The organism is Parasphingomonas frigoris, from assembly GCF_036663815.1.
Taxonomy (GTDB): domain Bacteria; phylum Pseudomonadota; class Alphaproteobacteria; order Sphingomonadales; family Sphingomonadaceae; genus Sphingomonas.
Genome location: NZ_JAXOJQ010000014.1, coordinates 1 through 21,280 on the forward strand (window position 1 = coordinate 1; position 21,280 = coordinate 21,280).

The 21,280-nt window shown below is 63.9% G+C and carries 19 protein-coding genes and 4 pseudogenes; 9 read left to right on the forward strand and 14 right to left on the reverse strand.

All coding sequences use genetic code 11. From position 1 onward, the window contains the following. Window positions 1-19 precede the first annotated feature (19 nt). From U1872_RS21165 to U1872_RS21175, 3 genes and pseudogenes are all read right to left on the reverse strand, one after another. Window positions 20-148: pseudogene (locus U1872_RS21165) on the reverse strand (transposase); the annotation flags it as partial. A 273-nt stretch (window positions 149-421) separates the two neighbouring features. Further along, window positions 422-2,095 carry an acyl-CoA dehydrogenase family protein gene (locus tag U1872_RS21170; protein ID WP_332794873.1) on the reverse strand — a complete coding sequence of 558 codons (1,674 nt, stop codon included), beginning with the start codon at window positions 2,093-2,095 and terminating at the stop codon, window positions 422-424. A 165-nt stretch (window positions 2,096-2,260) separates the two neighbouring features. Further along, complete coding sequence (locus U1872_RS21175; protein ID WP_332794874.1) at window positions 2,261-3,055, reverse strand: hypothetical protein; 795 nt, start codon at window positions 3,053-3,055, stop codon at window positions 2,261-2,263. 72 nt (window positions 3,056-3,127) lie between these two features. Here U1872_RS21175 and U1872_RS21180 point away from each other — a divergent pair, with 72 nt between their 5' ends. Further along, window positions 3,128-4,330 (forward strand): CaiB/BaiF CoA transferase family protein, encoded by a 1,203-nt coding sequence (locus tag U1872_RS21180; RefSeq protein ID WP_332794905.1) that lies wholly within the window; start codon window positions 3,128-3,130, stop codon window positions 4,328-4,330. Beyond that, complete coding sequence (locus tag U1872_RS21185; RefSeq protein WP_332794875.1) at window positions 4,327-5,082, forward strand: crotonase/enoyl-CoA hydratase family protein; 756 nt, start codon at window positions 4,327-4,329, stop codon at window positions 5,080-5,082. The genes U1872_RS21180 and U1872_RS21185 overlap by 4 nt, the downstream gene beginning before the upstream one ends. A 354-nt stretch (window positions 5,083-5,436) precedes the next feature. Here U1872_RS21185 and U1872_RS21190 read toward each other — a convergent pair whose 3' ends face one another. Beyond that, window positions 5,437-5,898 carry a LysR substrate-binding domain-containing protein gene (locus U1872_RS21190; RefSeq protein WP_332794876.1) on the reverse strand — a complete coding sequence of 154 codons (462 nt, stop codon included), beginning with the start codon at window positions 5,896-5,898 and terminating at the stop codon, window positions 5,437-5,439. Between the two features lie 50 nt (window positions 5,899-5,948). Between U1872_RS21190 and U1872_RS21195 the strand changes: the two are divergent. The 3 pseudogenes from U1872_RS21195 to U1872_RS21205 form a co-directional block, all read left to right on the forward strand. Next, window positions 5,949-6,083, forward strand: a pseudogene (locus U1872_RS21195) (IS3 family transposase); the annotation flags it as partial. 47 nt (window positions 6,084-6,130) lie between these two features. Further along, a pseudogene (locus U1872_RS21200) lies at window positions 6,131-7,535 on the forward strand (IS30 family transposase). 7 nt (window positions 7,536-7,542) lie between these two features. Beyond that, window positions 7,543-7,817: pseudogene (locus U1872_RS21205) on the forward strand (integrase core domain-containing protein); the annotation flags it as partial. Between the two features lie 103 nt (window positions 7,818-7,920). Here the strand turns inward: U1872_RS21205 and U1872_RS21210 are convergent. Then, entirely contained in the window at window positions 7,921-8,568 is a 648-nt protein-coding gene (locus U1872_RS21210; protein WP_332794877.1) for a GntR family transcriptional regulator, read from the reverse strand. Window positions 8,569-8,669: 101 nt separating this feature from the next. On the opposite strand from U1872_RS21210, the gene U1872_RS21215 reads away from it, so the two are divergent. Genes U1872_RS21215 through U1872_RS21225 form a run of 3 tightly spaced genes read left to right on the forward strand, consistent with a single transcriptional unit; the run spans window position 8,670 to window position 12,341 of the window. Next, on the forward strand, window positions 8,670-9,698 hold the full coding sequence (locus U1872_RS21215) for a 3-carboxyethylcatechol 2,3-dioxygenase (protein WP_332794878.1): 1,029 nt from the start codon (window positions 8,670-8,672) through the stop codon (window positions 9,696-9,698). After that, window positions 9,691-11,466: an FAD-dependent monooxygenase gene (locus U1872_RS21220; protein WP_332794879.1), complete on the forward strand. Its 1,776-nt coding sequence runs from the start codon at window positions 9,691-9,693 to the stop codon at window positions 11,464-11,466. Before U1872_RS21215 ends, U1872_RS21220 begins: the two co-directional genes overlap by 8 nt. After that, window positions 11,463-12,341, forward strand: a complete 879-nt coding sequence (locus tag U1872_RS21225; protein WP_332794880.1) for an alpha/beta fold hydrolase — start codon at window positions 11,463-11,465, stop codon at window positions 12,339-12,341. Before U1872_RS21220 ends, U1872_RS21225 begins: the two co-directional genes overlap by 4 nt. Here U1872_RS21225 and U1872_RS21230 read toward each other — a convergent pair. From U1872_RS21230 to U1872_RS21255, 6 genes are read right to left on the reverse strand one after another with little or no spacing between them, the layout of a single operon-like run. After that, window positions 12,328-13,278, reverse strand: a complete 951-nt coding sequence (locus U1872_RS21230; protein WP_332794881.1) for an NAD(P)H-dependent flavin oxidoreductase — start codon at window positions 13,276-13,278, stop codon at window positions 12,328-12,330. The genes U1872_RS21225 and U1872_RS21230 overlap by 14 nt on opposite strands. After that, window positions 13,271-14,302 carry a 4-hydroxy-2-oxovalerate aldolase gene (gene dmpG / locus U1872_RS21235; RefSeq protein ID WP_332794882.1) on the reverse strand — a complete coding sequence of 344 codons (1,032 nt, stop codon included), beginning with the start codon at window positions 14,300-14,302 and terminating at the stop codon, window positions 13,271-13,273. Before dmpG ends, U1872_RS21230 begins: the two co-directional genes overlap by 8 nt. Further along, window positions 14,302-15,243 carry an acetaldehyde dehydrogenase (acetylating) gene (locus tag U1872_RS21240; protein ID WP_332794883.1) on the reverse strand — a complete coding sequence of 314 codons (942 nt, stop codon included), beginning with the start codon at window positions 15,241-15,243 and terminating at the stop codon, window positions 14,302-14,304. Before U1872_RS21240 ends, dmpG begins: the two co-directional genes overlap by 1 nt. Then, window positions 15,240-16,028 carry a 2-keto-4-pentenoate hydratase gene (locus U1872_RS21245; protein WP_332794884.1) on the reverse strand — a complete coding sequence of 263 codons (789 nt, stop codon included), beginning with the start codon at window positions 16,026-16,028 and terminating at the stop codon, window positions 15,240-15,242. The genes U1872_RS21240 and U1872_RS21245 overlap by 4 nt, the downstream gene beginning before the upstream one ends. Further along, window positions 16,025-16,939, reverse strand: coding sequence for a VOC family protein (locus U1872_RS21250; protein ID WP_332794885.1), 915 nt, complete (start codon window positions 16,937-16,939; stop codon window positions 16,025-16,027). The genes U1872_RS21245 and U1872_RS21250 overlap by 4 nt, the downstream gene beginning before the upstream one ends. Before the next feature lie 2 nt (window positions 16,940-16,941). Continuing rightward, window positions 16,942-17,778 carry an alpha/beta fold hydrolase gene (locus U1872_RS21255; RefSeq protein WP_332794886.1) on the reverse strand — a complete coding sequence of 279 codons (837 nt, stop codon included), beginning with the start codon at window positions 17,776-17,778 and terminating at the stop codon, window positions 16,942-16,944. Between the two features lie 127 nt (window positions 17,779-17,905). On the opposite strand from U1872_RS21255, the gene U1872_RS21260 reads away from it, so the two are divergent. After that, window positions 17,906-18,496: a TetR/AcrR family transcriptional regulator gene (locus U1872_RS21260; protein WP_332794887.1), complete on the forward strand. Its 591-nt coding sequence runs from the start codon at window positions 17,906-17,908 to the stop codon at window positions 18,494-18,496. 9 nt (window positions 18,497-18,505) lie between these two features. Here the strand turns inward: U1872_RS21260 and U1872_RS21265 are convergent, their stop codons facing one another. The 3 genes from U1872_RS21265 to U1872_RS21275 are packed head-to-tail and all read right to left on the reverse strand — an operon-like array spanning window position 18,506 to window position 21,215. Next, entirely contained in the window at window positions 18,506-19,282 is a 777-nt protein-coding gene (locus U1872_RS21265) for an SDR family NAD(P)-dependent oxidoreductase (RefSeq protein WP_332794888.1), read from the reverse strand. Then, window positions 19,282-19,902 carry a 3-phenylpropionate/cinnamic acid dioxygenase subunit beta gene (locus tag U1872_RS21270; RefSeq protein WP_332794889.1) on the reverse strand — a complete coding sequence of 207 codons (621 nt, stop codon included), beginning with the start codon at window positions 19,900-19,902 and terminating at the stop codon, window positions 19,282-19,284. The genes U1872_RS21265 and U1872_RS21270 overlap by 1 nt, the downstream gene beginning before the upstream one ends. Continuing rightward, window positions 19,899-21,215 (reverse strand): aromatic ring-hydroxylating oxygenase subunit alpha, encoded by a 1,317-nt coding sequence (locus U1872_RS21275; protein ID WP_332794890.1) that lies wholly within the window; start codon window positions 21,213-21,215, stop codon window positions 19,899-19,901. Before U1872_RS21275 ends, U1872_RS21270 begins: the two co-directional genes overlap by 4 nt. Between the last annotated feature and the right edge of the window lie 65 nt (window positions 21,216-21,280).

The window sequence follows — 21,280 nt, forward strand, 5'->3', positions numbered from 1 at the left end:
CCGTCAGCCCGCCGTACTACGACTTCCAGTTGTAGAAGGTCGCATCGCTGATCCCGTGCTTTCGGCAAAGGTCGGGCGTCTTCACGCCAGCCTCATGCTCCCGCAGCACCCCAATGACCTGATCCTCGGTAAATCGGCTTCGCCGCATCGCTCGTCTCCATCTGACGAGCTAACTTACCAATGGCATGAATTCTGGGGAGCAGGTCAATATGGCCGCCGCTCACGCGCTCCCGGCTGGAAGCGCGGATCGGCAACGGACCCACTCGCGTCGCGCCGATCGATGAAGACGAGCTGGCACTATGGGCGCCAATCTGAAGAGGTGAAACGCAGCTCCGCTGCCCCGGCGGTGCATTTTAAAGGAGTTTAATTGGTTGGAACGGTGTCGATCGCCTTTGCGGTTGTCTCTTGCATGCAACAAATATTAACTTGCGTTTTCAAAGCTTGCAGCGCGACGGCGGTCGACGATCGTACGCGCATCAGTTCCAGTAGGCAGCGTGCCGAAGCTGCGGCCGCCCTCACCGACGATCCGGGTCGCAACGAAGACGTCGGCAGTTGCGACGGGCGCATGGCGAACGAGCAGTGATCCCTGCAGCATCAACCCGAGCTGTTCGGCGACATAGCGTGCCTCTGTCTCGCTCGGCACGCGTTTGCTCAGCCGCGCGATCAGCGCCTCGGCGGCGATGTCGAAGCGCCGGTTGCCCCCCTGAGCCCGCCGTAGTTCACTGGCAACCGCGTCGAGCGCGCCGGGCTCGCGCGACAGCGCGCGCAGGATATCGAGCGCAATGACGTTGCCCGAGCCTTCCCAGATCGCGTTGAGCGGTGCCTCGCGATAGAGCCGCGGCATAATGCTTTCCTCAACGTAGCCGGCGCCGCCAAGGCACTCCATGCACTCATAGACGAAATTCGGGTTGCGCTTGGTCGTCCAGTATTTCGCTACTGCGACGCCGATTCGGGCGAGCGCGCGCTCCTCCTCGTCAGCACCGTCGAACGCGCGCGCAATGCGCATCGTCAACGCGACGGCGGCCTCATATTCCACCGCCAAGTCAGCGAGCACGCTGGTCATCGTCGGCTGGTCGATTAGCAGCCGCTGAAACGCCTGACGCCCGGCGGTGTGGTGGAACGCTTGCGCGAGCGCCATCCCCATAATTCCGATTGTGCCCGAGATCGTACCGAGCCGGGTATGGTGGACCATGTCGATGATGACCTTCACCCCACGCCCTTCCTCCCCAAGCAGTTCAGCGTACGCGTCGTGATATTCGATCTCGCTCGACGCACTCGACTTGTTACCCAGCTTATCCTTGAGCCGCATGATATGAATTCCGTTGCGCGCGCCGTCCGGCGTGATGCGCGGCGCGAGAAAACAGGAAAGCCCGCCTTCGGTGTAGGCCAGCGTCAGAAAAGCGTCGCTCATCGGCGCCGAACAGAACCATTTGTGGCCGACCAGCCTGTAGGCGCGCGGGCCGATATCTGGCAGCGGATGAGCGCGCGTCGTATTTGCGCGCACGTCGCTGCCGCCCTGTTTCTCCGTCATCGCCATCCCGATTGTGATGCCGGTCTTGTCGCTGATCGGGCGCAGCGGCGCATCGTAGGTGCCGCCGACCAATGCATCGATCCACGGCTTCGCGTGCTCGGGCTCACAGCGCAGCCCGGCGACCGACGCGTAGGTCATGTTGATAGGGCACATCGTCCCCGCTTCGGCCTGGGTGAACACCGCAAGCATTGCCGCGTGCGCGACGTGCCCACCGGGCTGACGAGCGCGCCAAGCAACGTCATGGATGCCGTGGTCCATCGCGAGGCGCATCAGGTCGTGATAGGCTGGATGAAAGCGTGCCTCGTCGAGCCGCCGGCCAAAGCGATCGAACGACACAAGTTCGGGCGGGTGGCGATTGGCGAGCGCTCCTAGGTCCAGCACTTTCTCACTGCCCATTGCCGCCCCGAGATCGGTCAGCGGTGCCGTTAGCCACGCCCCGCCCTCTCGACGCACCGCGGCGGTCATAGCGGGATCGGTGGTGAACAGGTTGCGACCGGCAAATTCTCCCGGCTGGTTTGTCACCTCGTGGGTTTCGAGCAGCGTGGCTGGGGCAAAAGCGGCCATGATGTTCTCCCGGAAATATCCGCGTCGGCAATTGGATATTGCACATAATTGCACATCATCCAATATACCGCAATATACCGCAATATACCGCAATATACCGCAATATACCGCAATATACCGCAATATACCGCAATATACCGCAATATACCGCAATATACCGCAATATCACGCGTCGGTCAGGAACCGTCGCCACACGAGTTGGCCGATCCGATCGTACCGCGTCATCGCCGCCAGAAGGTCGGTCAAAGCTGCGACGCCGCCCAGCTCGTCGGGCAGCAGCGGATCGTGAACAAGTCGCCGGATCGCCTCGCGCCCAAGTATTAGCGTCGTTGCTGCGGCGGTCGCGAGCGGTTCCTCAAAAGCATGTTCCCCGTGCGCGTCGAGCGCCGCCGCCAACGAGCGATATCCGGGTTCGACATCCGCCATATTCCATAAGGATCGTAGCCGCGCCTCTCGCGCAACGTCAAAATCGTGCGTGCGCGCCATGAGCATCGAAGGCAGCGCGCCGAGCGCGGTGAGCTCGGCGCGGACCGTCGCCACGCCGCCGTGCAGATTTTCGGGACGGACCCAGATCCCGCCCTCAGCTTCAGCGAATCCGCCGAAGTCGAGCGCGCGCATCGTCCGCCTGAGCCCGGAGCGGTCGGCACGTTCGGCGCTGCTGATAACAACCAGCAACCATCCGCCGGACCAGCCGCCTCGCCGATCAATGATCGTGCGCCAGCCCTGCAGCCGGCGCTGTAGGGGCTCGCTTGCCTCGCCCGGAGCATAGAGGCCCCGCGCAACCTGCCGGATGCGGTGATCGGCTTTCAATCGCGTGATCGCGGTGCGCATGCCCGTCGCCTCGATCCCAAACGCCGATCCTGCGCGCACGATCTCGGCGGCCGAGCACGTCTCGCGCTCGCGGGTCGACAGCAGGTCGAGAATGACGGTTCGGGCCCCGGGTTGCGGCAGCGCGCGCAAATCGATATGTTTCATTTTTTCGCAACTTTCGCCACAGAACGTTATGTCGCCTCACTAACGAGAAGGTACAGCATGGCCGGTCCATTGGAAGGTATCACGGTGATCGACCTGACCAGTGTGGTCGCCGGACCACTTGCCACGCAGCTGTTTGCGCAGCAGGGTGCGCGGGTCCTGAAGATCGAGCCGCCCGAGGGCGACCGCGCCCGCGCGCTCGGGGCGATCGCCGCACCCGGCTTCAGCGCGGTGCACGCGACACTGAACGCGGGGAAGGCATCGGTCGGCCTGGATCTCGCCCAGCTGCCGGCGCGCGAGATCCTGATGCGGCTGATTGCCGGGGCCGATATTGTGATTCACAATTTCCGACCTGGCGTTGACGAACGGCTCGGGCTCGACAGCGCTACGTTGCACCGCCAGCATCCCCGCCTGGTGATCGCGCGCATTACCGGCTTCGGGCAGGAAGGACCTATGAGTGCCGAACGCGCCTATGATCCGATCGTTCAGGCCGAAGCCGGCATGACCGTGCGCGACGCCACTGGCGAGCCCCGGCTCGCGCCGCAATGGGTGTGTGACAAAACGGCGGGCCTATATGCCGCGCAGGCGGTTTCGGCGGCGCTGGTTGCGCGCGAACGCACCAACCGTGGCTGTGTGGTCGACATCTCGATGATGGAGGCGGCGGTCGCTTATGGCTGGATCGATGTCCATGGCACCGAAATCTTTGCTCAGCCGTTGGTACAGGCGCCGGATATCGCTGCCGTTTATCGGCCGTGGCGAACGCGCGACGGTTGGGTGGTGATCGTAATGCTGTCGCAGGCCGAGTTCGCCGGCTGGGCGCGGGCGCTCGGCGTGTCGCAGGTTTTCGAAGATCCCCGCTTTGCTGACATGGCGTCGCGTTTCCGCAACTGGGACGCATTGCGGGCGATCGGGGCGCCCCATCTCGCGGATATGACCACGACAGACGCGACCGCACGGTTGCGTATGGCGGGCGTGCCATGCGGCGTCGCTAACGATAAGCCCGGGGTTCGAAACCACCCGCAGCTGGACGCCGACGGCTATCTCGTCACGCGCGAGGATCCCCGTTTCGGTCCAACGACGACGCCGTTGCCGGTGGCGCGGTTCGACGGCCTGCGCGATGCAGCACCCTCGCCCGCCGAGATGATAGGCGCGGCCACGCGCAAAACCCTCGTCATGCTAGGTCTCGCGTCGGACGTGGTCGACGCCGCCTTCGCCAGCGGTGCCGCGCATAGCCATTCGCATAGTGTCGGAGCCGGACAATGACGATCCGGATTAGCGACGCGGGCCCGGTGCGAACGATTACGATTGATCGACCCGAACGGCGCAATGCGGTCGATCCCGAAACGGCGGTTGCGCTCCGCGCCGCGTTCACCGCGTTCGCGGTCGACGACAATATGGCGGTCGCGGTGTTGACCGGGACCGGCGGCACGTTCTGCGCAGGGTTCGATCTCACCCGCGTTGAATCCGGCCCACCTTACGAACCTGAAGGTCCCGGTCCCATGGGACCGACACGGATGCTGATCGACAAGCCGGTGATCGCCGCGATAGAAGGCCATGCCGTCGCCGGGGGGCTCGAACTGGCGCTGTGGTGCGATCTGCGCGTCGCGTCGAGGAGCGCCATCTTTGGGGTGTTTTGCCGCCGCTGGGGCGTGCCGCTGATCGATGGCGGCACCGTGCGCCTGCCGCGCATCGTAGGCCAAGGCCGCGCGCTCGACATGATCCTGACCGGTCGCCCCGTTGCCGCGGATGAGGCGCTGGCGATAGGGTTGGCCAACCGGCTGGTCGAGGCTGGATCCGCGCTGGCCGAGGCACAGGAACTGGCTGCGACGATCGCCGCCTTTCCCGCATTGTGCATGAAGGCCGACCGGATGTCGGCCTATTGTCAGTGGGATGAGTCGATTGAGGGAGCGTTGCGCTTCGAAAGCCGGCAAGGCGCTGCGCCGCTGCGTGACGAAGCGGCAACCGGCGCCGCCCGCTTTACCGCTGGCACGGGTCGGGGCGGAAGTTTCGACTGATCACACGGGAACGCAGGTGAACAGGCGATCTTTCGCGACGCTTTTTGTCCCATCGCAGCGATCACGCGGGCCTCGCCAAACTCCGCTTGTTTACATTACCGTTTAGGCGCGGCTTGGCCTGCAGCGGACCCATCCCGCTAGCATGCTGGTTGATGGCGAGGCTAGTGGAGCGTTGGTCCGCGAAGACTTGACAAAGGCGCGCAAGGAGGCGGGCATGAACGCTTCGAGAAATAGAGCCTCGGTCCTTCGAACCGCGACGACCATCGGGAAGCACCGGCTGGGGCGCACCTGACCCGAAATACGGCGCCAGCCAGTTTTCGAAGTTTTCACACGCCGCCTCCGGCCCAAGCGGATTCAAGACCTGCGGCCGCAACATTGACTCCGATCATCAGCCGTTTCGGGGGGATCGATCGTCATGGTTTCGTCGCCGCGTTTGAACTCGCATTCCACGATCGCCCCGCTCGAAAAGCGGAGCCGGATCGCATGGTGGTCGAGCACGTCAAGTGGCGTGTTCGGAACGCGGAGGCGCGCGAGATAGGAAGGCGCCGCGGCATCGGCCAATCGCTGGAACGGCGGACCGATCGGCACCTTGATTATGTCGAGCGCCAGATGCCCGCTGAACCGTATCACGGCAGCGCACCCAGCTGCCGTGATATTGACAAGCCGATCTTCGACCATGAGCGTGACTCGCACGTGCGGATGCAGCAAAATATAGCGGTTGAGCAGCGGAGGAAAGATGTCGACCGTCGCCGCGCCGGTAACGTTCAGCTTCAGCGGCCTAAGTACCGCTCTTTGAGAATCGGCGGCGTCCTGCAATGCCGCCCGTGCTTTGCTGAAGAGCGGCGACAGGCGACCGACGAGTGCCTTTTTCGCGACGGGTGGTGGACTGGTCGGTGAGCGACACGACGATGGCGCAGCGCGTGACCGATGCGCGGGTCACGGCGATCGGGCGACGCCGTAAGCCCGATGCACTGCTGCATCACTCCGATCAGGGCAGCCAAGGCGGATTCAACCGGTCGTTGCAACGCTTCGAAAATGAAGGCGGGCGATGGATATCGGGAAGCGAAGGTCGAACCAGTGCACACGATCACGACTGCGGTCGCCGGGGAGGCCGCCGGTCGCCAATCGGCATGAGCATGCAATGTTCTGGCAGTATGTTGCTGCCGGGATGAGCAGCGAGGCAGCAGCAGTGAAGGCTGGAGCGTCACCGCCGGTTGGCGGCCGTTGATTTTGGGAGGCGGGCGGTATGCCGCCAGCTGAGTGCAGGCGCTCGGCTAAACCCTTGCTGGGCATATATTTATCCTTGGCAGAACGCGAAGAGGTCGCGTTGCTGTTGGTCCAAGGGCACGGCGTGTGCGAGGTTGCGCGTCGGCTCGGTCGAGCTTCGTTGCCAATCTCCCGCGAGATTCGACGAAACGCTGCGAGTCGTAGTGGCAATTTTGAATATCGAGCAACGACGGCTCAGTGGCATGCCGAGCGCGCGGCGCCGTCCTAAAGTTGCCAAGCTCGCGGCCAACGAAACGCTACGCCGGTGAGTCGAGGACCCGTCGAGCGGAGCTGTTGCCAAACCCGGTGATGTGCCCCTCACCGGCCCCACGGTATCCTGGAAGGGGCGGCGACACGGGCCTCGTCAGAACCGGCGCTGGTCAAAGGCATGGAGCCCGGAGCAGATTGCCAGCCGTCTGCACATCGACTTCCGGACGACGACAAGGTGCGCATCAGTCACGAAGCCATTTACCGGGCGCTGTTCGTTCAAGGCCGTGGCGCGCTGCGCCGCGACCTTAGCACGTGCTGGCGAAGCGGACGAGCTCTGCGCATGCCGCGGGCGCGGGTCGGCCAGCGGGGGGAAGGCTTCGTGTCGTCAGAGATCCTGATCAGCGAGCGCCCTGCCGAAGCGGATGACCGGGCCGAACCGGGTCACTGGGAAGGCGACCTCATCCTCGAGCTCGGCAGCTCGGCAATCGGGCACGCTGGTCGAACGGACCACGCGCTTCACCATGCTACTGCACCTACCGCGCAAGGAAGGTCACGGTGTCGCACCGGGCGACAAGAAAGGACCAGCGCTGGCGTGGCACGGCGCCGAGGCCGTGCAGAAAGCCATCACGCGGACCATCGTCACCTTGCCGGAAGAACTACGACGGACGCTGACCTGTGATCAGGGCGCGGAGATGGCGCAGCACGCGCGTCTGAAGTTAGACGCGGGGGTGAAGGTCTACTTCTGCGACCCACAAAGCCCTTGGCAACGCGGCACCAACGAGAATACCAACGGGCTGCTGCGCCAGTACTTTCCAAAAGGTACCGATCTCAGCGCACATAGCGCCGATACGCTCGCGGCCGTTGTCGCAACGCTTAATGGCAGACCGCTCAAAACGCTGGGCTGGAAAACACCGGCCGGGACGCTTGACCAATGCCTCGCGCAGATCGACAACCAGTGCGTTGCGACGACCGGTTGAATCCGCCCAACGTACCAGCGAGCAGTTCCAGCGGCTGATGGCCGACATTGGCGCCACCTGCTCAACGAGCCGGCCCGGCAACGTCTGGGACAACGCCAGCATAGAGAGTTTCTTCTCCTCGCTGAAGGCCGAACGGATCGCACGCAAAACCTACCGCACGAGCAATCAGGCAAGGCAGGACGTGTTCGATTACGTCGAACGCTTCTACAGTGCCACACGCAGGCACTCGACCTAACGCTATCTCCGCCCCATGGGGTCGAGAAGCAGGCCAATGTATCTTAATCTCGCGTCCATGGAACCGGCGGCAGCTCAAGCTCCCCTCCTCAGGAGTTAGAGCCTCCGGCAAACCTGGCGCGGTTCAATGCGAATACCGTCACCACCCTAATCAGCACGATGAGCGAGCAAAACCCTTTCTTACGTAATCACCGACCGCGCGAATGTGATGTTCGGCTGCATTCCTCGCGCGGTCGCAATCCCTGTCGGCAATTGCGCGTATGATCTCCTCGTGTTCGATCGCTGCACCCTTTATGTGCTGGGTGAAACCGGCCGTCTGAACGATAAAAAAATCCGACATCGCAAACATATTGGTTTGCCGTTCGAACAATATGGGCGATCGTGCCATGTCGTGGATCAGCTCATGGAATGCGCGATTGAGGTTGCGATACGCTACCGCGGCGTCCGCCTCATCAGCGTCGATCAGCGAGATTTCATGGTTGATTGCGCGCAGACGCCGGAGCTGATCGGTGCCGCAGCGCTTTGCCGCCAGTTCGGCCATCAGTCCTTCGAGGCGTTCGAACATCAGGTAGAAATCGCCGATATCGTCTTCGCCCGGCGACACAACCTCACATCCGACCTGCGCGACCACCGTGACAAAGCCGTCTGCACTCAAGCCAGCGAGCGCAGTCATGATCGGTTGTCGGCTGATGCCGGTTTCTTGGCTGAACGCCTTGACCGAAATCGGATCACCAAAGCGATATCGGCCCGATAGTAGGCGCTTGAGAAGTTCGTCCTTCACTAGATCCTTTTTGCGCATCGCATCGCATCCCGTTCGCAGCAGCAGCCGCCACTCATTGACATGCTAGCACTTTTTATCGGCAAATGAAGTGATCTCCGCATCGCGGAAGGCAAAAGCGCTTGACGACATGTTTCCATGCTAGCATGCTAGTTTCGAGAGGAACAAAAAACTTGTCGCACTTTCGGACGATATGCGCGTCGCACACACCCCTCCTGCACGAGGGAGTCGCCGACGACGTGACCAGGGCGGCCGTGGCTGCAGGCTTCGCGCGGCTGGCCGAAACGGTCCGCGATTTTGCGCCGGACGTGATCGTTCAGTTCGCGCCCGACCATTTCAACGGCTTCTTCTACGATATGATGCCCGCGTTCTGCGTCGGGCTGGCGGCGCAGTCGCTCGGCGACTGGGACACACATGCCGGGCCGCTGCCCGTGCCGCTGAACCTCGCTGGCGACCTGCTGGAGGCGCTGCTGACGGCTGGGGTGGATGTCGCCATGTCGCACTGCATGGTGGTCGATCACGGCTTCGTGCAGATTTGGGAGGAGATGCTTGGCACACCGATGACGCTGCCCGCCCCGATCATTCCGGTCTTCGTCAATTGTGCCGCGCCGCCCCTGCCCACCTATCGCCGCGCGCGCGCGTTGGGCGAGGCAGCGGGTGCCTGGGCGTTGTCGACGGGCAAGAAGGTGCTGTTCGTCGCCTCGGGCGGGCTGTCGCACGATCCCCCGACTCCCGATTTTCGCACCGCGCCGGAAGATGTGCGCGCGCGGCTGCTTGCCGGTCACAATCCCGGCCCCGATGTCATGGCAGCGCGCAAGGCCTTCGTTCTGGCGGCCGGCGCCGCCGCAGCGCAGGGCCTGCCGCCGTGCCAGCCGCTCAACCCGGAATGGGACCGGAAAGTCATCGACCTTTTGCTGGCAGGCGATGTTGCAGCCTTCGATCATTTCGACACGCGCAATGTTCGTGAATTGGCGGGGAGAGGTGCCAACGAACTCCTGACATGGATCGCCGCTTTGGCCGCGCAGTCGATGGCCGGTCCTTGCCGCACCGACCTTGAATTCTACCAGCCGATCGACGGCTGGATCGCAGGCATGGCCATGCTGTCCGCAGGATCAAACCAAGCCGCCATTCCGGAGAGCGTCGATGCCTGACAAACACGTATTCGACACCGATGTCATCATCATCGGCACCGGGCCAACCGGCTCGACCACCGCGCTGGCGCTCGCATCGCTGGGCGTTCGGGCACACATGGTGTCGCTATGGAACTGGCTCGCGCACACGCCGCGCGCGCACATCACCAACCAGCGCACGAACGAGGTGTTCCGCGATCTCGGCCTGTCGGACGATATCGAGCGCGAAGCCAGCCCGTGGGACGTGATGGGCGACACGCTGTTCACCACCAGCCTAGCGGGCGAGGAACTGGTCCGCATGCGGACGTGGGGCACCGGGGATGCGCGCAAGGGCGATTATCTGAAGGCCAGCCCGTGCGGCATGGTCGACATCATCCAGCCCAAGCTGGAGCCGATCCTGTTGAAGCACGCTGCCGCGCGCGGCGCGACGTTCAGTTTCAACACCGAATATCTGTCGCATGAGCAGGATGCCGATGGTGTCGCGGTGACCTTGCGCGAAAGACTGACGCAGCGCGAGTACCAAATGCGCGCGCGTTACCTGGTGGGGGCCGACGGCGCAAAATCGCTGATCGCCGAGCAAATCGACTTGCCGATCGAAGGGCAGATGGCGCGCGCGGGCACGACCTATGTCACCTTCAACGCGGACCTGACGCACCTCGTCGCGCATCGCCCCAGTATCCTCAACTGGATCGTCACGACCGAGGCGAGCTTTGGCGAAATCGGCATGGGCCTGCTGCGCGCGGTGACGCCATGGACGCAGTGGATCGCGGGATGGGGCTTCGACATGGCGAAGGGCGAACCAGACCTGAGTGAAGCCTTCACCCGCAAGCAGATCGCCACGCTGATCGGCGATCCATCGATCGCGGTGGAGATCGTCAATGCATCGGTCTGGTATGTGAATCAGGCCTATGCAACGCACTATTCGCGCGGGCGGGTGTTCTGCGGCGGCGATGCCGTCCACCGCCATCCGCCATCGAGCGGCTTGGGCATGAACACCTGCGTGCAGGATGCACACAATCTGGCGTGGAAGCTGGGCTATGTCATCAAGGGCCATGCCGGTGCCGAGCTGCTGGAAAGCTACAGCGCGGAGCGCGCGCCGGTCGGCAAGCAGATCGTTCAGCGCGCCAACCAGTCGCGCCTGGACTACAAACCGCTGAACGACTGCTTCCGCGTCCCCGGCGCCGACAACCCGGTAAAGGCGGGCATCGCCCGGTTCCGCGATCCCGGCCCCGATGGCGTCGCCGCCCGCGCGGGCGCACGCACCGCGCTCGACCTCAAGGAAAGCGAATTCAACGCTCAGGGTATCGAGATGAACCAGCGCTACGTCTCGCGCGCGATCATCGCCGACGCGGATGCCGCACCCGAAGTTTTCGACCGCGACCCTGAGGTGTTCGTGCAACCCACCACGCGCCCCGGCGCGAAAATGCCGCACGCGTGGCTGGTGGGTCGCGACGGCTTGCGCCTCTCCACCCTCGACGTGATCGGCAAGGGCCAGTTCAGCCTCGTCACCGGGCTCGCCGGAACAGCCTGGGCCGACGCGGCCGAGCGGCTTTGCCTGCCATTCCTGAAAACGGTGATGATCGGCAAACCCGATTTGCAGGATCTCTATTGCGACTGGCAGCGGGTGCGCGAAATCAACGAGGGAGGCACCTTGCTCGTTCGCCCCGACGGCCATGTCGCATGGCGCAGCCATGCTGCGGTGGCCGACGCGGACATCGCCGAAAATCTGCTGCGCGCCGCACTGGCCGCCATTCTCCACACCCCGGCTACAAAAAGGATCGCATCGTGACGGACGAACGCCCCCAAAACTTCGCCAGCGTCTGGGCCGATCTGCGCGGCGTCAGCTTCAGTCAAGGGTTTCTTGACGCAGACGGCATACGGACGCGCTACATCCAGTCGGGCGATCCGTCCAAGCCGCTGGTGCTGGCCCTGCACGGTGTGGGTGGCCATGCCGAGACCTATGCGCGCAGTTTCGGCCCGCATGGTGAGGAATTCTGGTTCGTCGCGATCGACATGCTCGGGCACGGCTGGAGCGATCAGCCCGCGATCGATTACCAGGTCAAGGACTATGCCGACCATGTTCGTGCCGTCCTGAAGGTCCTTGGCCGCGACAGCGCAATGATCACCGGCGAATCGCTCGGCGGTTGGGTCGCCACCTATCTGGCGGTGCATCACCCCGAAGTCGTGGAAAAGCTGGTATTGAACACCGCCGGTGGCTGGACCGCACACCCCGAAGTGATGGCACGCCTGAAGAGCCTGTCGAACGAGGCCGCATCCGACCCGAGCTGGGCGCGGATCAAGACGCGCCTTGAATTCCTGATGTGCGACAAGGCGATGGTCTCGGACGATCTGATCGAAACCCGTCGCGCCATCTATGCGCAGCCCGGTTTCGGCGAGACGATGAAGCGGATCATGTGCCTGCAGGACATGGATATCCGCCGCCCGAACATGATTACCGCCGAACAATATCGCTCGATCAAGGCGCCGACCCTGGTCGTCTGGACCTCACACGATCCGACGGCGACCCCGGCCGAAGGCAAGGAAATCGCCGAGATGATCCCCGGCGCGAAATATGTCGTGATGAACGAATGCGGCCACTGGCCGCAGTTCGAGGATGCCGACACCTTCAACGCGCTCCACATCGCTTTCCTCAAAGGAGCGTGATGCGATCGGCCGATTCAAGGGCCGCATAATCGGCCACCAGTCCGTCCACGATGGCGGCGACATCCTGCACCGCGCGGGTCTGCCCGACGGCATGGCCCGCGCCCCAGATCGTTTTCCACGCCTTGGTATCGCCGAGGTTGGAGAAATCGATTTTCTTCTTCACCTCCAGCATCTCGGGCGTGAAGCCGTTCGCTTCGAGGCTTTCGCGCATCCAGTTTGAGGGTATGCCGGTGATCGCGGGGGTGGTGACGATATCGCGCATCGTGGCCCGCACCAGCATTTCGCGGTTTTCCTCGCTCACCTGCGCCTCGGGCGTGGCGATGAAGCGCGTACCCATATAGGCGAAATCGGCGCCGAGCATCCGTGCGGCGCGGATCGCACGCGCGCTGCCGATCGCGCCACCCAGGATCAGCGGGCCATCCCAGAACATCCGCACCTCCTCAACAAAGGCGAACGGGCTGTAGTGCCCGGTGTGGCCACCCGCGCCGCTGGCCACCAGGATCAGGCCGTCGACACCGACATCGACCGCCTTGCGCGCCTGATCCGGCGTGATGACATCGGCGAACACCGCGCCGCCATAAGCGTGAATGCGCTCCATCGGGCGCTTGGGGTTGCCCAGCGCGGTGATGACGATGCGCGGCCGATATGCGCAGATCAGGTCGAGTTCGGCGTCGTAGCGATCATAGGTCGGATGGACGATCATGTTGATCGCCCACATGCCCGCGCGGCCAGCCGCTTCCAGCTCGCCGACGATGCGCGGTAGCCAGGCTTTCAGATCATCGATGCTGCGCGCATTCGGTGCGGGAAACGCGCCGATCAGCCCCGCCTTGCCCGCCGCGATGACGAGGTCCGGCCCGGAGATGAGAAACATCGGCGCGACGAACACTGGCAAGCGCATCAGCGCCTGCAGTGCATCAACCCATGTACGATCAGCCACGCGCGGCGCTGGCAAGGTCCAGCGCGACATCGACGATCATGTCCTCCTGCCCGCCGACCATGCGCCGACGCCCCAGTTCCACCAATATCTCGCGCGTATCGATGCCATGATCCACGCTGGCCTTTTCCGCATGGCGCAGGAAGCTGGAATAGACCCCGGCATAGCCGAGCGACAGCGTCTCGCGATCGACGCGCACCGGCCTGTCCTGCAACGGGCGCACGAGATCCTCGGCGGCGTCCATCAGCTTGTACAGGTCGCAACCATGGTTCCAGCCCTTGCGATCGGCGGCGGCGATGAACACTTCGAGCGGCGCATTGCCCGCCCCTGCCCCCATACCGGCCAGGCTAGCATCGACGCGGATCGCGCCTGCCTGCACCCCGACGATCGAGTTGGCGACGCCAAGCGAAAGATTGTGGTGCGCGTGGATGCCGCGCTGCGTCTCCGGCTTCAGCACACGATCATAGGCCTCGCACCGCGAGCGATAGCCATCCATGTCGAGCGCACCGCCGCTGTCGGTCACGTAGATGCAAGTCGCGCCATAGCTTTCCATCAGCTTGGCCTGCTGCGCCAGTGCCTCGGGCTCGATCATATGGCCCATCATCAGGAAGCCGATCGTGTCTATGCCGAGATCGCGCGCGGCCTGAATATGCTGTTTGGAAACGTCCGCCTCGGTGCAATGCGTCGCGATCCGCACCGATCGCACGCCGAGATCATAGGCGTGCTTCAGGTCGTGGACCGTACCGATGCCGGGCAGCAGCAAGGTCGTCAGCACGGCATGGTCGAGCACATCGGCGACCGCCTCGATCCATTCCCAATCGGTATGCGCGCCGAAGCCATAGTTGAACGACGATCCGTTCAGCCCGTCGCCATGCGCGACTTCGATCGCATCGACTCGTGCCTCGTCCAACGCGCGAGCGATCTTCTGGACATGGTCGATGCCATATTGATGGCGAATGGCATGCATGCCGTCGCGCAGCGTCACGTCCTGAATATAGAGCTTGGTCTGGGTGGGATCGAAACCCATCACGCGGCCTCCTTCGTGAGCAATCGTCCGGCGATCTTCTCGGCGGTCTTGAGGCCGGCCGAGGTCATGATATCGAGGTTCCCAGCATAAGCAGGCAGGTAATGCGCCGCGCCTTCCACCTCGAGAAACACACTCGTCTTCACGCCCTCGAAGGTGCCGAGACCGGGTATCTTGACCGGGTTGTTCGACCCGAACCGGTCGAATTGCACCTGCTGCTTGAGGCGGTATCCGGGAACGTAAGCGTTGACCTTCGCCACCATCGCCTCGATCGAGGCGGCGATCGTCGCCTCGTCCGCGCCGCTGGACAGTACGAATACCGTGTCGCGCATCATCATCGGGGGTTCGGCCGGATTGAGCACAATGATCGCCTTGCCGCGCGCCGCGCCGCCGATCTGCTCGATCGCCAGGCTCGTCGTCTCGGTGAATTCGTCGATGTTCGCGCGGGTGCCGGGGCCAGCCGATTTCGAGGCGATCGACGCGACGATCTCGGCATAATGCACCGTCGCCACCTGCGACACCGCCGCCACGATCGGGATCGTCGCCTGCCCGCCGCACGTTACCATGTTGACGTTCTGTGCGGAGAGATGCGCGTCGCCATTGACGACCGGCACGACATACGGCCCGATCGCGGCCGGGGTGAGATCGATCATCACCTTGCCCGCCGCCGCGCAAACGGCATTGTGCTTCTGGTGAGCGCCGGCCGAGGTCGCATCGAACACGATGCCGATCTCCGGCCAGACGTCGAGCGCCTTTAGCCCGTCAATCCCTCCATGCGTCACCGCAACGCCAAGGCGCGCCGCGCGCTTTAGGCCGTCCGATTCCGGATCGATACCGACGAACGCCGCCATCTCCAGCAGATCGGAATGGCGCATGATCTTGATCATCAGATCGGTGCCGATATTGCCCGATCCGATGATCGCGACCTTGATCTTGCCGCTCATGCGCGGTCTCCTTCATAGCTGAATGATGCCGAACCAAGGCCGCCGATTCGGGCGACGACCCGGTCACCGGGGGTAAGTGCGACCATCGGGCCGAGCGCGCCGGTCATGACGATATCCCCGGCGCGCAGCGGCTCACCCGCCGCCGCGAGCGTCCGCGCTAGCCACGCCGCTGCCTCCAGCGGGTGGCCGAGGCACGCCGCCCCGGCACCCAGCGAGACGAGCGTGCCATTCACTTCAAGCGCCATGCCGCAAGTGTAAAGATCGAGCCCGTCGAGCGGCTTGTGGTTGTCGCCCAGCACGAAAAACGCCGACGATCCGTTGTCGGCGACCGTATCGGCGAAGGTGATCTTCCAGTCGGTGATCCGGCTGTCGACGATCTCGATCGCGGCGGCGGCGTAATCGACGGCGGCGAACACGTCCTTGGCGGTGGCGGCGGGATTGTCGATATCGTGCGCCAGCACGATCGCCACTTCGGCCTCGGCCTTGGGCTGGAGCACGTCGGACGCGCGCAGCACGCCGCCTTCGGCGATCTGCATATCGGCGAACAGCACGCCGAAATCGGGCTGATCCACGCCGAGCTGCGCCTGCACCGCCTTCGCCGTCAGCCCGACCTTGCGGCCGACGATGCGGCGGCCTTCAGCCTGCCAGAGCGCGGTGTTGATCGCCTGCACCGCATAGGCTCCCGCTGCGTCGCCCGGCTCCAAACCGTCCCGCAGCGGCGGCACTGGCCCGCCGCGATACGCCGCGCGCAGCCGCTCGGCCAAGGCATCATGCGGTGCGGTCATGCGAGGATCTCCGGTTTCGGCGTGCGCGGCGGGCGCTGATAGATGTGGCCCCAGGCCGAATTGGTGGCATGGGTCAGGACGTGCCAGCGCTCGTCATCGACCTCCAGCCCGCCCCAGCCATATTCGATGTCGAAGCCCGACGGCGAAACGGGATAGAAAGATAGCATGTCGTCGTTCGAGTGCCGCCCGAGCGTGAACGACAGATGGATATCGCGCGCGAGGCAGCGTGAGAGCGCGCGGCCGACATCGTCGATCGTCGTCACTTCGAACATCAGATGGACGATGCGCTTGGGGACCGGGACTTGCGCCAGCGCTAGCGAATGATGCCGTCCGTTGCAGCGCAGGAAGCTGATGCGCAACGGGCGACCTGGCACGATCTCGGTGTCGATATGATCGGACAAGCGAAAGCCGAGCCCGTCGACGAAGAACGCCATCATCGCCGGACGATCGCCGCAACTCAGCACGACATGGCCCAGCCCCTGCCGCCCGGTCTTGAAGCGCGTGCCCAGCGAGCTGACGAACGGCGCATCGGTCCTTTGCAGCGGCCCGTAAAAGGCTTCGTGGCGGTTGCCCTCGGGGTCGGCAAACTGGATCAGCCCGGCGACATAGCGGTCGCGGGCGACTGCATCGTCGGCCTGCACGACATCCATACCGAGCGCGGAGAGCTTCGCCGTCAACGCCGCCAATGCCGCTTCGTCGCGCACTTCCCAGCCAGCAAAGGACAAATCGTCGCGCGGCCCTTCGCTCAGCCTGATCCGCATCGCATAGGCGTCCATACGGAGGTCGACGGTGCCATCGGCCCGATCGACCGTTTGCAGACCGAGCACAGTGGTCGCGAAGTCGCGCCACGCGCTCAGGTCGGACACTTCCAGCCCGACATAGCCCAGCGCCTCGATCTCGCTCTGCGCCACGATCAGCCTTTCAGATGCCGACGCGCCAGAGCCACGAACGCGTCGAAGCGTTCGGCCTGCACCCAATGCCCGCACTGCCCGAACATATGCAGTTCCGCATTCGGAATGGCGCGCGCCAAGCGCAGGCCCATCTCGACCGAAATGACCTTGTCCTCGCGCCCGTGCAGTACCAGCGTCGGCTGGATGATCTTGGCGACGACATGCTCGGGCATGCCGGACAGCGGCGTGTCACCCTCGGGCCGCGGCTCGACCAGCAGCTTGCGCAGCCCTTCCTGCGCGCCGGGGATCAGGCTCGCCTGATAGCGATCCTCGACCAGCTCGGCGGTGATGAAGGAGGGATCACAGGGAAAATGCGCCATCGTCGCGCGCATCGCCTCGCGGCTCGGCACATAATCCCACCCGGCGCGCAGGCCCGGCGTCATCGTGAACTGGTCGCACGGCGTACCCATCAGCACCAGCCGCTCGAAACGATCGGGAAAGCGCGCCGCAGCCGCCAACGCGAGCGATCCGCCAAAGCTGTTGCCGACCAGACTAATCCGCTCCAGCCCCAGCGCATCGAGGAAGCCCAGCAGGTGCTTCACCCACAATTTGATATCGAGATGCAGATCCGGATTACGCTCGGTATAGCCGAACCCCGCCATATCGGGCGCGATGACATGGAAGTCCTGCGCCAACTCCGGGATCACGCGCTTCCAGTTGGTCCAGGCGGATACGCCCGGCCCCGACCCATGCAACAATACCACCGCACGACCTGCCCCGGCCGCGTGGTAATTGGTATCCAGATCCAGCGCGCGGACGGACATGCCGCGACCGCTTTCGGCGAGCTCAGTCATCGTCATGATCCCCTCGACATCGTGCCGCAACGGTGGACGCACCGACTCTCAATGTCAATACGCTACCGTATGTTATTGACGTAGCAGACGCATCGCGCTTGCGTTAGGATCGATCCGGCGCGAGGAGTTTTTCATGCCATCCAAGACCCCGACCAAGACTGAAGCGGAAGGCGCGCGGCTTGATGCGTCGAACTGGACCACCGCCGCACTTGCCGTACTCGCCCTGCAGGGGATCGACGGCGTTCGCGTCGAGGTGCTCGCCAAGACGCTCGGCGTTACGAAGGGGAGTTTCTACTGGCATTTCAAGGATCGCGACGCGCTGTACGCCATGATGCTGGCCGACTGGCGCAAACGCGCGACGATCGAATTGATCGAACGGCTGAACCGCGGGCTCGACACCGCCGAAGCGCGGCTGAGGCGGCTGCTACGCCTGCCAATCGTCGGGCGCCGCTCGGCCTTTGCGGCCGATGTCGAGCTGGCGATCCGGCTATGGGGGCGGCGCGATGCCCGTGCGCAGGCCGCGCTGCAGGAGGTCGACGAGTTGCGCATCCGGCATATCATCGGGTTGCTGGAGGGGACGGGCGTTGTCCCGGAGGAATCGGAAGCGCGCGCGGTGATGGCCTATGCCTATATCCGCGTCGCCGCGACACTGGTGCCCAAGGACCGCGACGCCTTGATGCGGCAATGCGAGGATTTGCTGATCGGCCACCCCGCACCCGAATGACGGCGGCGGTCAGACCGAAATGGTAAGTCCACCGTCGGACAGCAGCATGGCACCGGTGATATAGGCGCTCTCCTCGCGCGCGGCGAGCAGCACATAGAGCGAGGCATGATCTTCCGGCGCTGAAATGCGACCGAGCAACATATGGTCGGCCATTGCCGCCGTGCGTGTCGGATCGCCGTTGAGCTCGCGTGTCGCCTGCCCCAATGCCGCCGGTCCCGAAAGCGCGGTATCGGTCGCACCGGGCGCAACGCCATTGACGCGGACGTCCGGCGCACATTCCTTGGCCAATTGCATCACCAGACCGCGCAGGGCGAATTTGGAGGCGGTGTAGAGCGCCCCGCCGCCGCCCGCGAGGAAGCAGGCGTTGGAGCCGGTGGCGATCACGCTGCCCCTGGTCTTGCGCAGCGCTTCAAGGCTGGCACGCGCGCCGTAGAGCGTGCCGAGCAAATTGACGCCGAAAATCTCCTGAAATGCCTGCGCCAGTTCGTCGGGCGATTGCTTCTCGACGCGCTTGTAGAAATCCCACAAGCCCGCATTGGCGACGTACACATCGAGACCGCCGAACCGATCGACCGCCGCCGCCACCGCGCGTTCGGCCGTGTCATAGCGGCTGACATCACCGACCACGACGACCGCGCCGTCCGCTTCAAGCCCGGCGACGTCGGCCCCCTTGCGCACCACGGCCACCACCTGCGCGCCCTCGGCGATGTAGCGCCGCACGACGGCGCGCCCGATGCCCGACCCCGCGCCGGTAACGATCGCACGCCTGCCGTCCAGCCGCCCCATCAGAAGAACGCCGACAGATTCTTGGTCAGCAGGATCGATTGCGGCAACAGGATCAACCGCCGCGCAATCTGAAACCCCTCCCCAACCGCGCGGATCAGATCACGACGGCGCCCACACAGCATCGCCTCGTCATGTTCCGATCGATTGCGATATTGGACGAAGCAGCTGTGCACTTCATATTCGCCAGTCACATCGGTGGCGAACGCCTCGACGTTGGAGACGATGTAGACGTGACGGGTGGGCGGATCCTCGCTCCACACGAGATTGCTGGCCAACCGGCCGATCCGCATGGCGATATCGACCTTGCGTTCATCGAACATCGCCATCGAATCCGGATCGAGCAAGGGCCGCTTGTCACGGCGGAAGCGATTTTCGTGCAGCGGCATCCAATAAAACAAATCGTCGGCGAGCAGCGCATACCAGTCATCATGCCGCGCCTCGTCGAGCAAGCGCGCTTCCTTGCGATAGAAGCGCTCGATCGCAAGGTGCAGCGCATCATCGACCGCGCGGCCCTCGCCGCCCATCGCGAGCAATTGCCGCGCCGCCGCGCGGGCCTGATCGCGGCCGAGCGTCGGATAGCTGGCGTAATCGGGTTTGCGAGATTCCGCGACGATGCTCATTCGGCCGCCTCCGCGCTGGCCATCCTCGGCGTGTCGAGCGAGATGGCGGCGGTCGTCTCGGCGTCCATCATCTGCGCCCAGCGGCGATAGAAATGCCGCTGATTGGCATCCGACAATTGCCCCTCGACTACATGGCCGGGCAGATCGTCGCGCGCAGTCTCGCTGGCCGGCGCCATCGCGTAGCACAGGCGCTGATTGCGGGTCACGAACCCGGCATTGGCCATCGTCGAATGTTCCCAATTCTCGCCGTCATCCATCTCCAGCAGGCCGGAGGGCGAGAAGGTGCGCATCGATCCGCGACGGAACCGATCCTTGATGTCGTCGGGCATGGTCCTCGGCACCAGGGTCCAGGCGTGGATCTCGGTCTTCAGCGGACCCTTCGGCTGGAAGGTGCGGAAGGTGAAGTAACCGGGCAGGAAAGAGAAATTCGGAAATATCGTCGCCGATGCGACCGATCCCCACATATCGGCGCGGAACTTGCCCAGCCGCGCGGTAATCGCCTCCTGCCGGGAGCGCATGTAGCGCAGCAATTCGCGGTCGCCCATCGTCGCGGCATTGCCGAGAAAGCTGTCGTTGAACTCCCAGCCATGGCCGTTGACCGAAACCTGATAGCTGCCCTCGTTCGACACCTTCACGCCGCCGTGCTGCCCCAGCGTCGGCTCCGCGCCGCCGAGATGCGTCCACAACGCGTGATAGATATCGCCGACGAAATTATCGGCCGGGAATTTCCAGTTGCAGTTCATCACCGATCGGGTCGCCCCGCCGGGCAGGAATTCCGTGCCGCCGTCTTCGGCATCGAGCACCGCGTCCAGATACCAGCGGAAATCGCCCAGCCATTGGTCGAGCGACGGCACATCGGGATCGAACGTGGCGAAGACCAGGCCCTTGTAGCTCGCGACCCGCGCCGACTTCAGGCCCCAATCCTCCATGCGAAAACCGGGCGTCGATTTGTAGAGCCCCATCTTCGGCATCTTTTTGAGCGCGCCGTCGAGGCCGAATGCCCACCCGTGATAATTACAGACGAACGCGCGGCCCGTCCCGCTATCGGCAAAGCAGACGCGGTTGCCGCGATGCGGGCAGGAATTGAGGAACACGTTGATCTTGCCCGCATCACCGCGCGCGACGATCACCGAATCCTCGCCCATATAGGTGGTGACGAAGCTACCGGGGGCCTCGATCTGGCTTTCATGCGCCACGAACAGCCAGGACCGCGCGAACACATGGCTCAATTCGCGCTCATAGATCTCCGCATCCCAGAAAATCCGCCGGTCGATCGTACCGAAATCGGCATCGACATAATCCGCCGCTCGCATGACCGACTCCAATCCCACAAAGAACATACGTTACCGTATGCTAATGAACGCCGGACGTCTAGCCG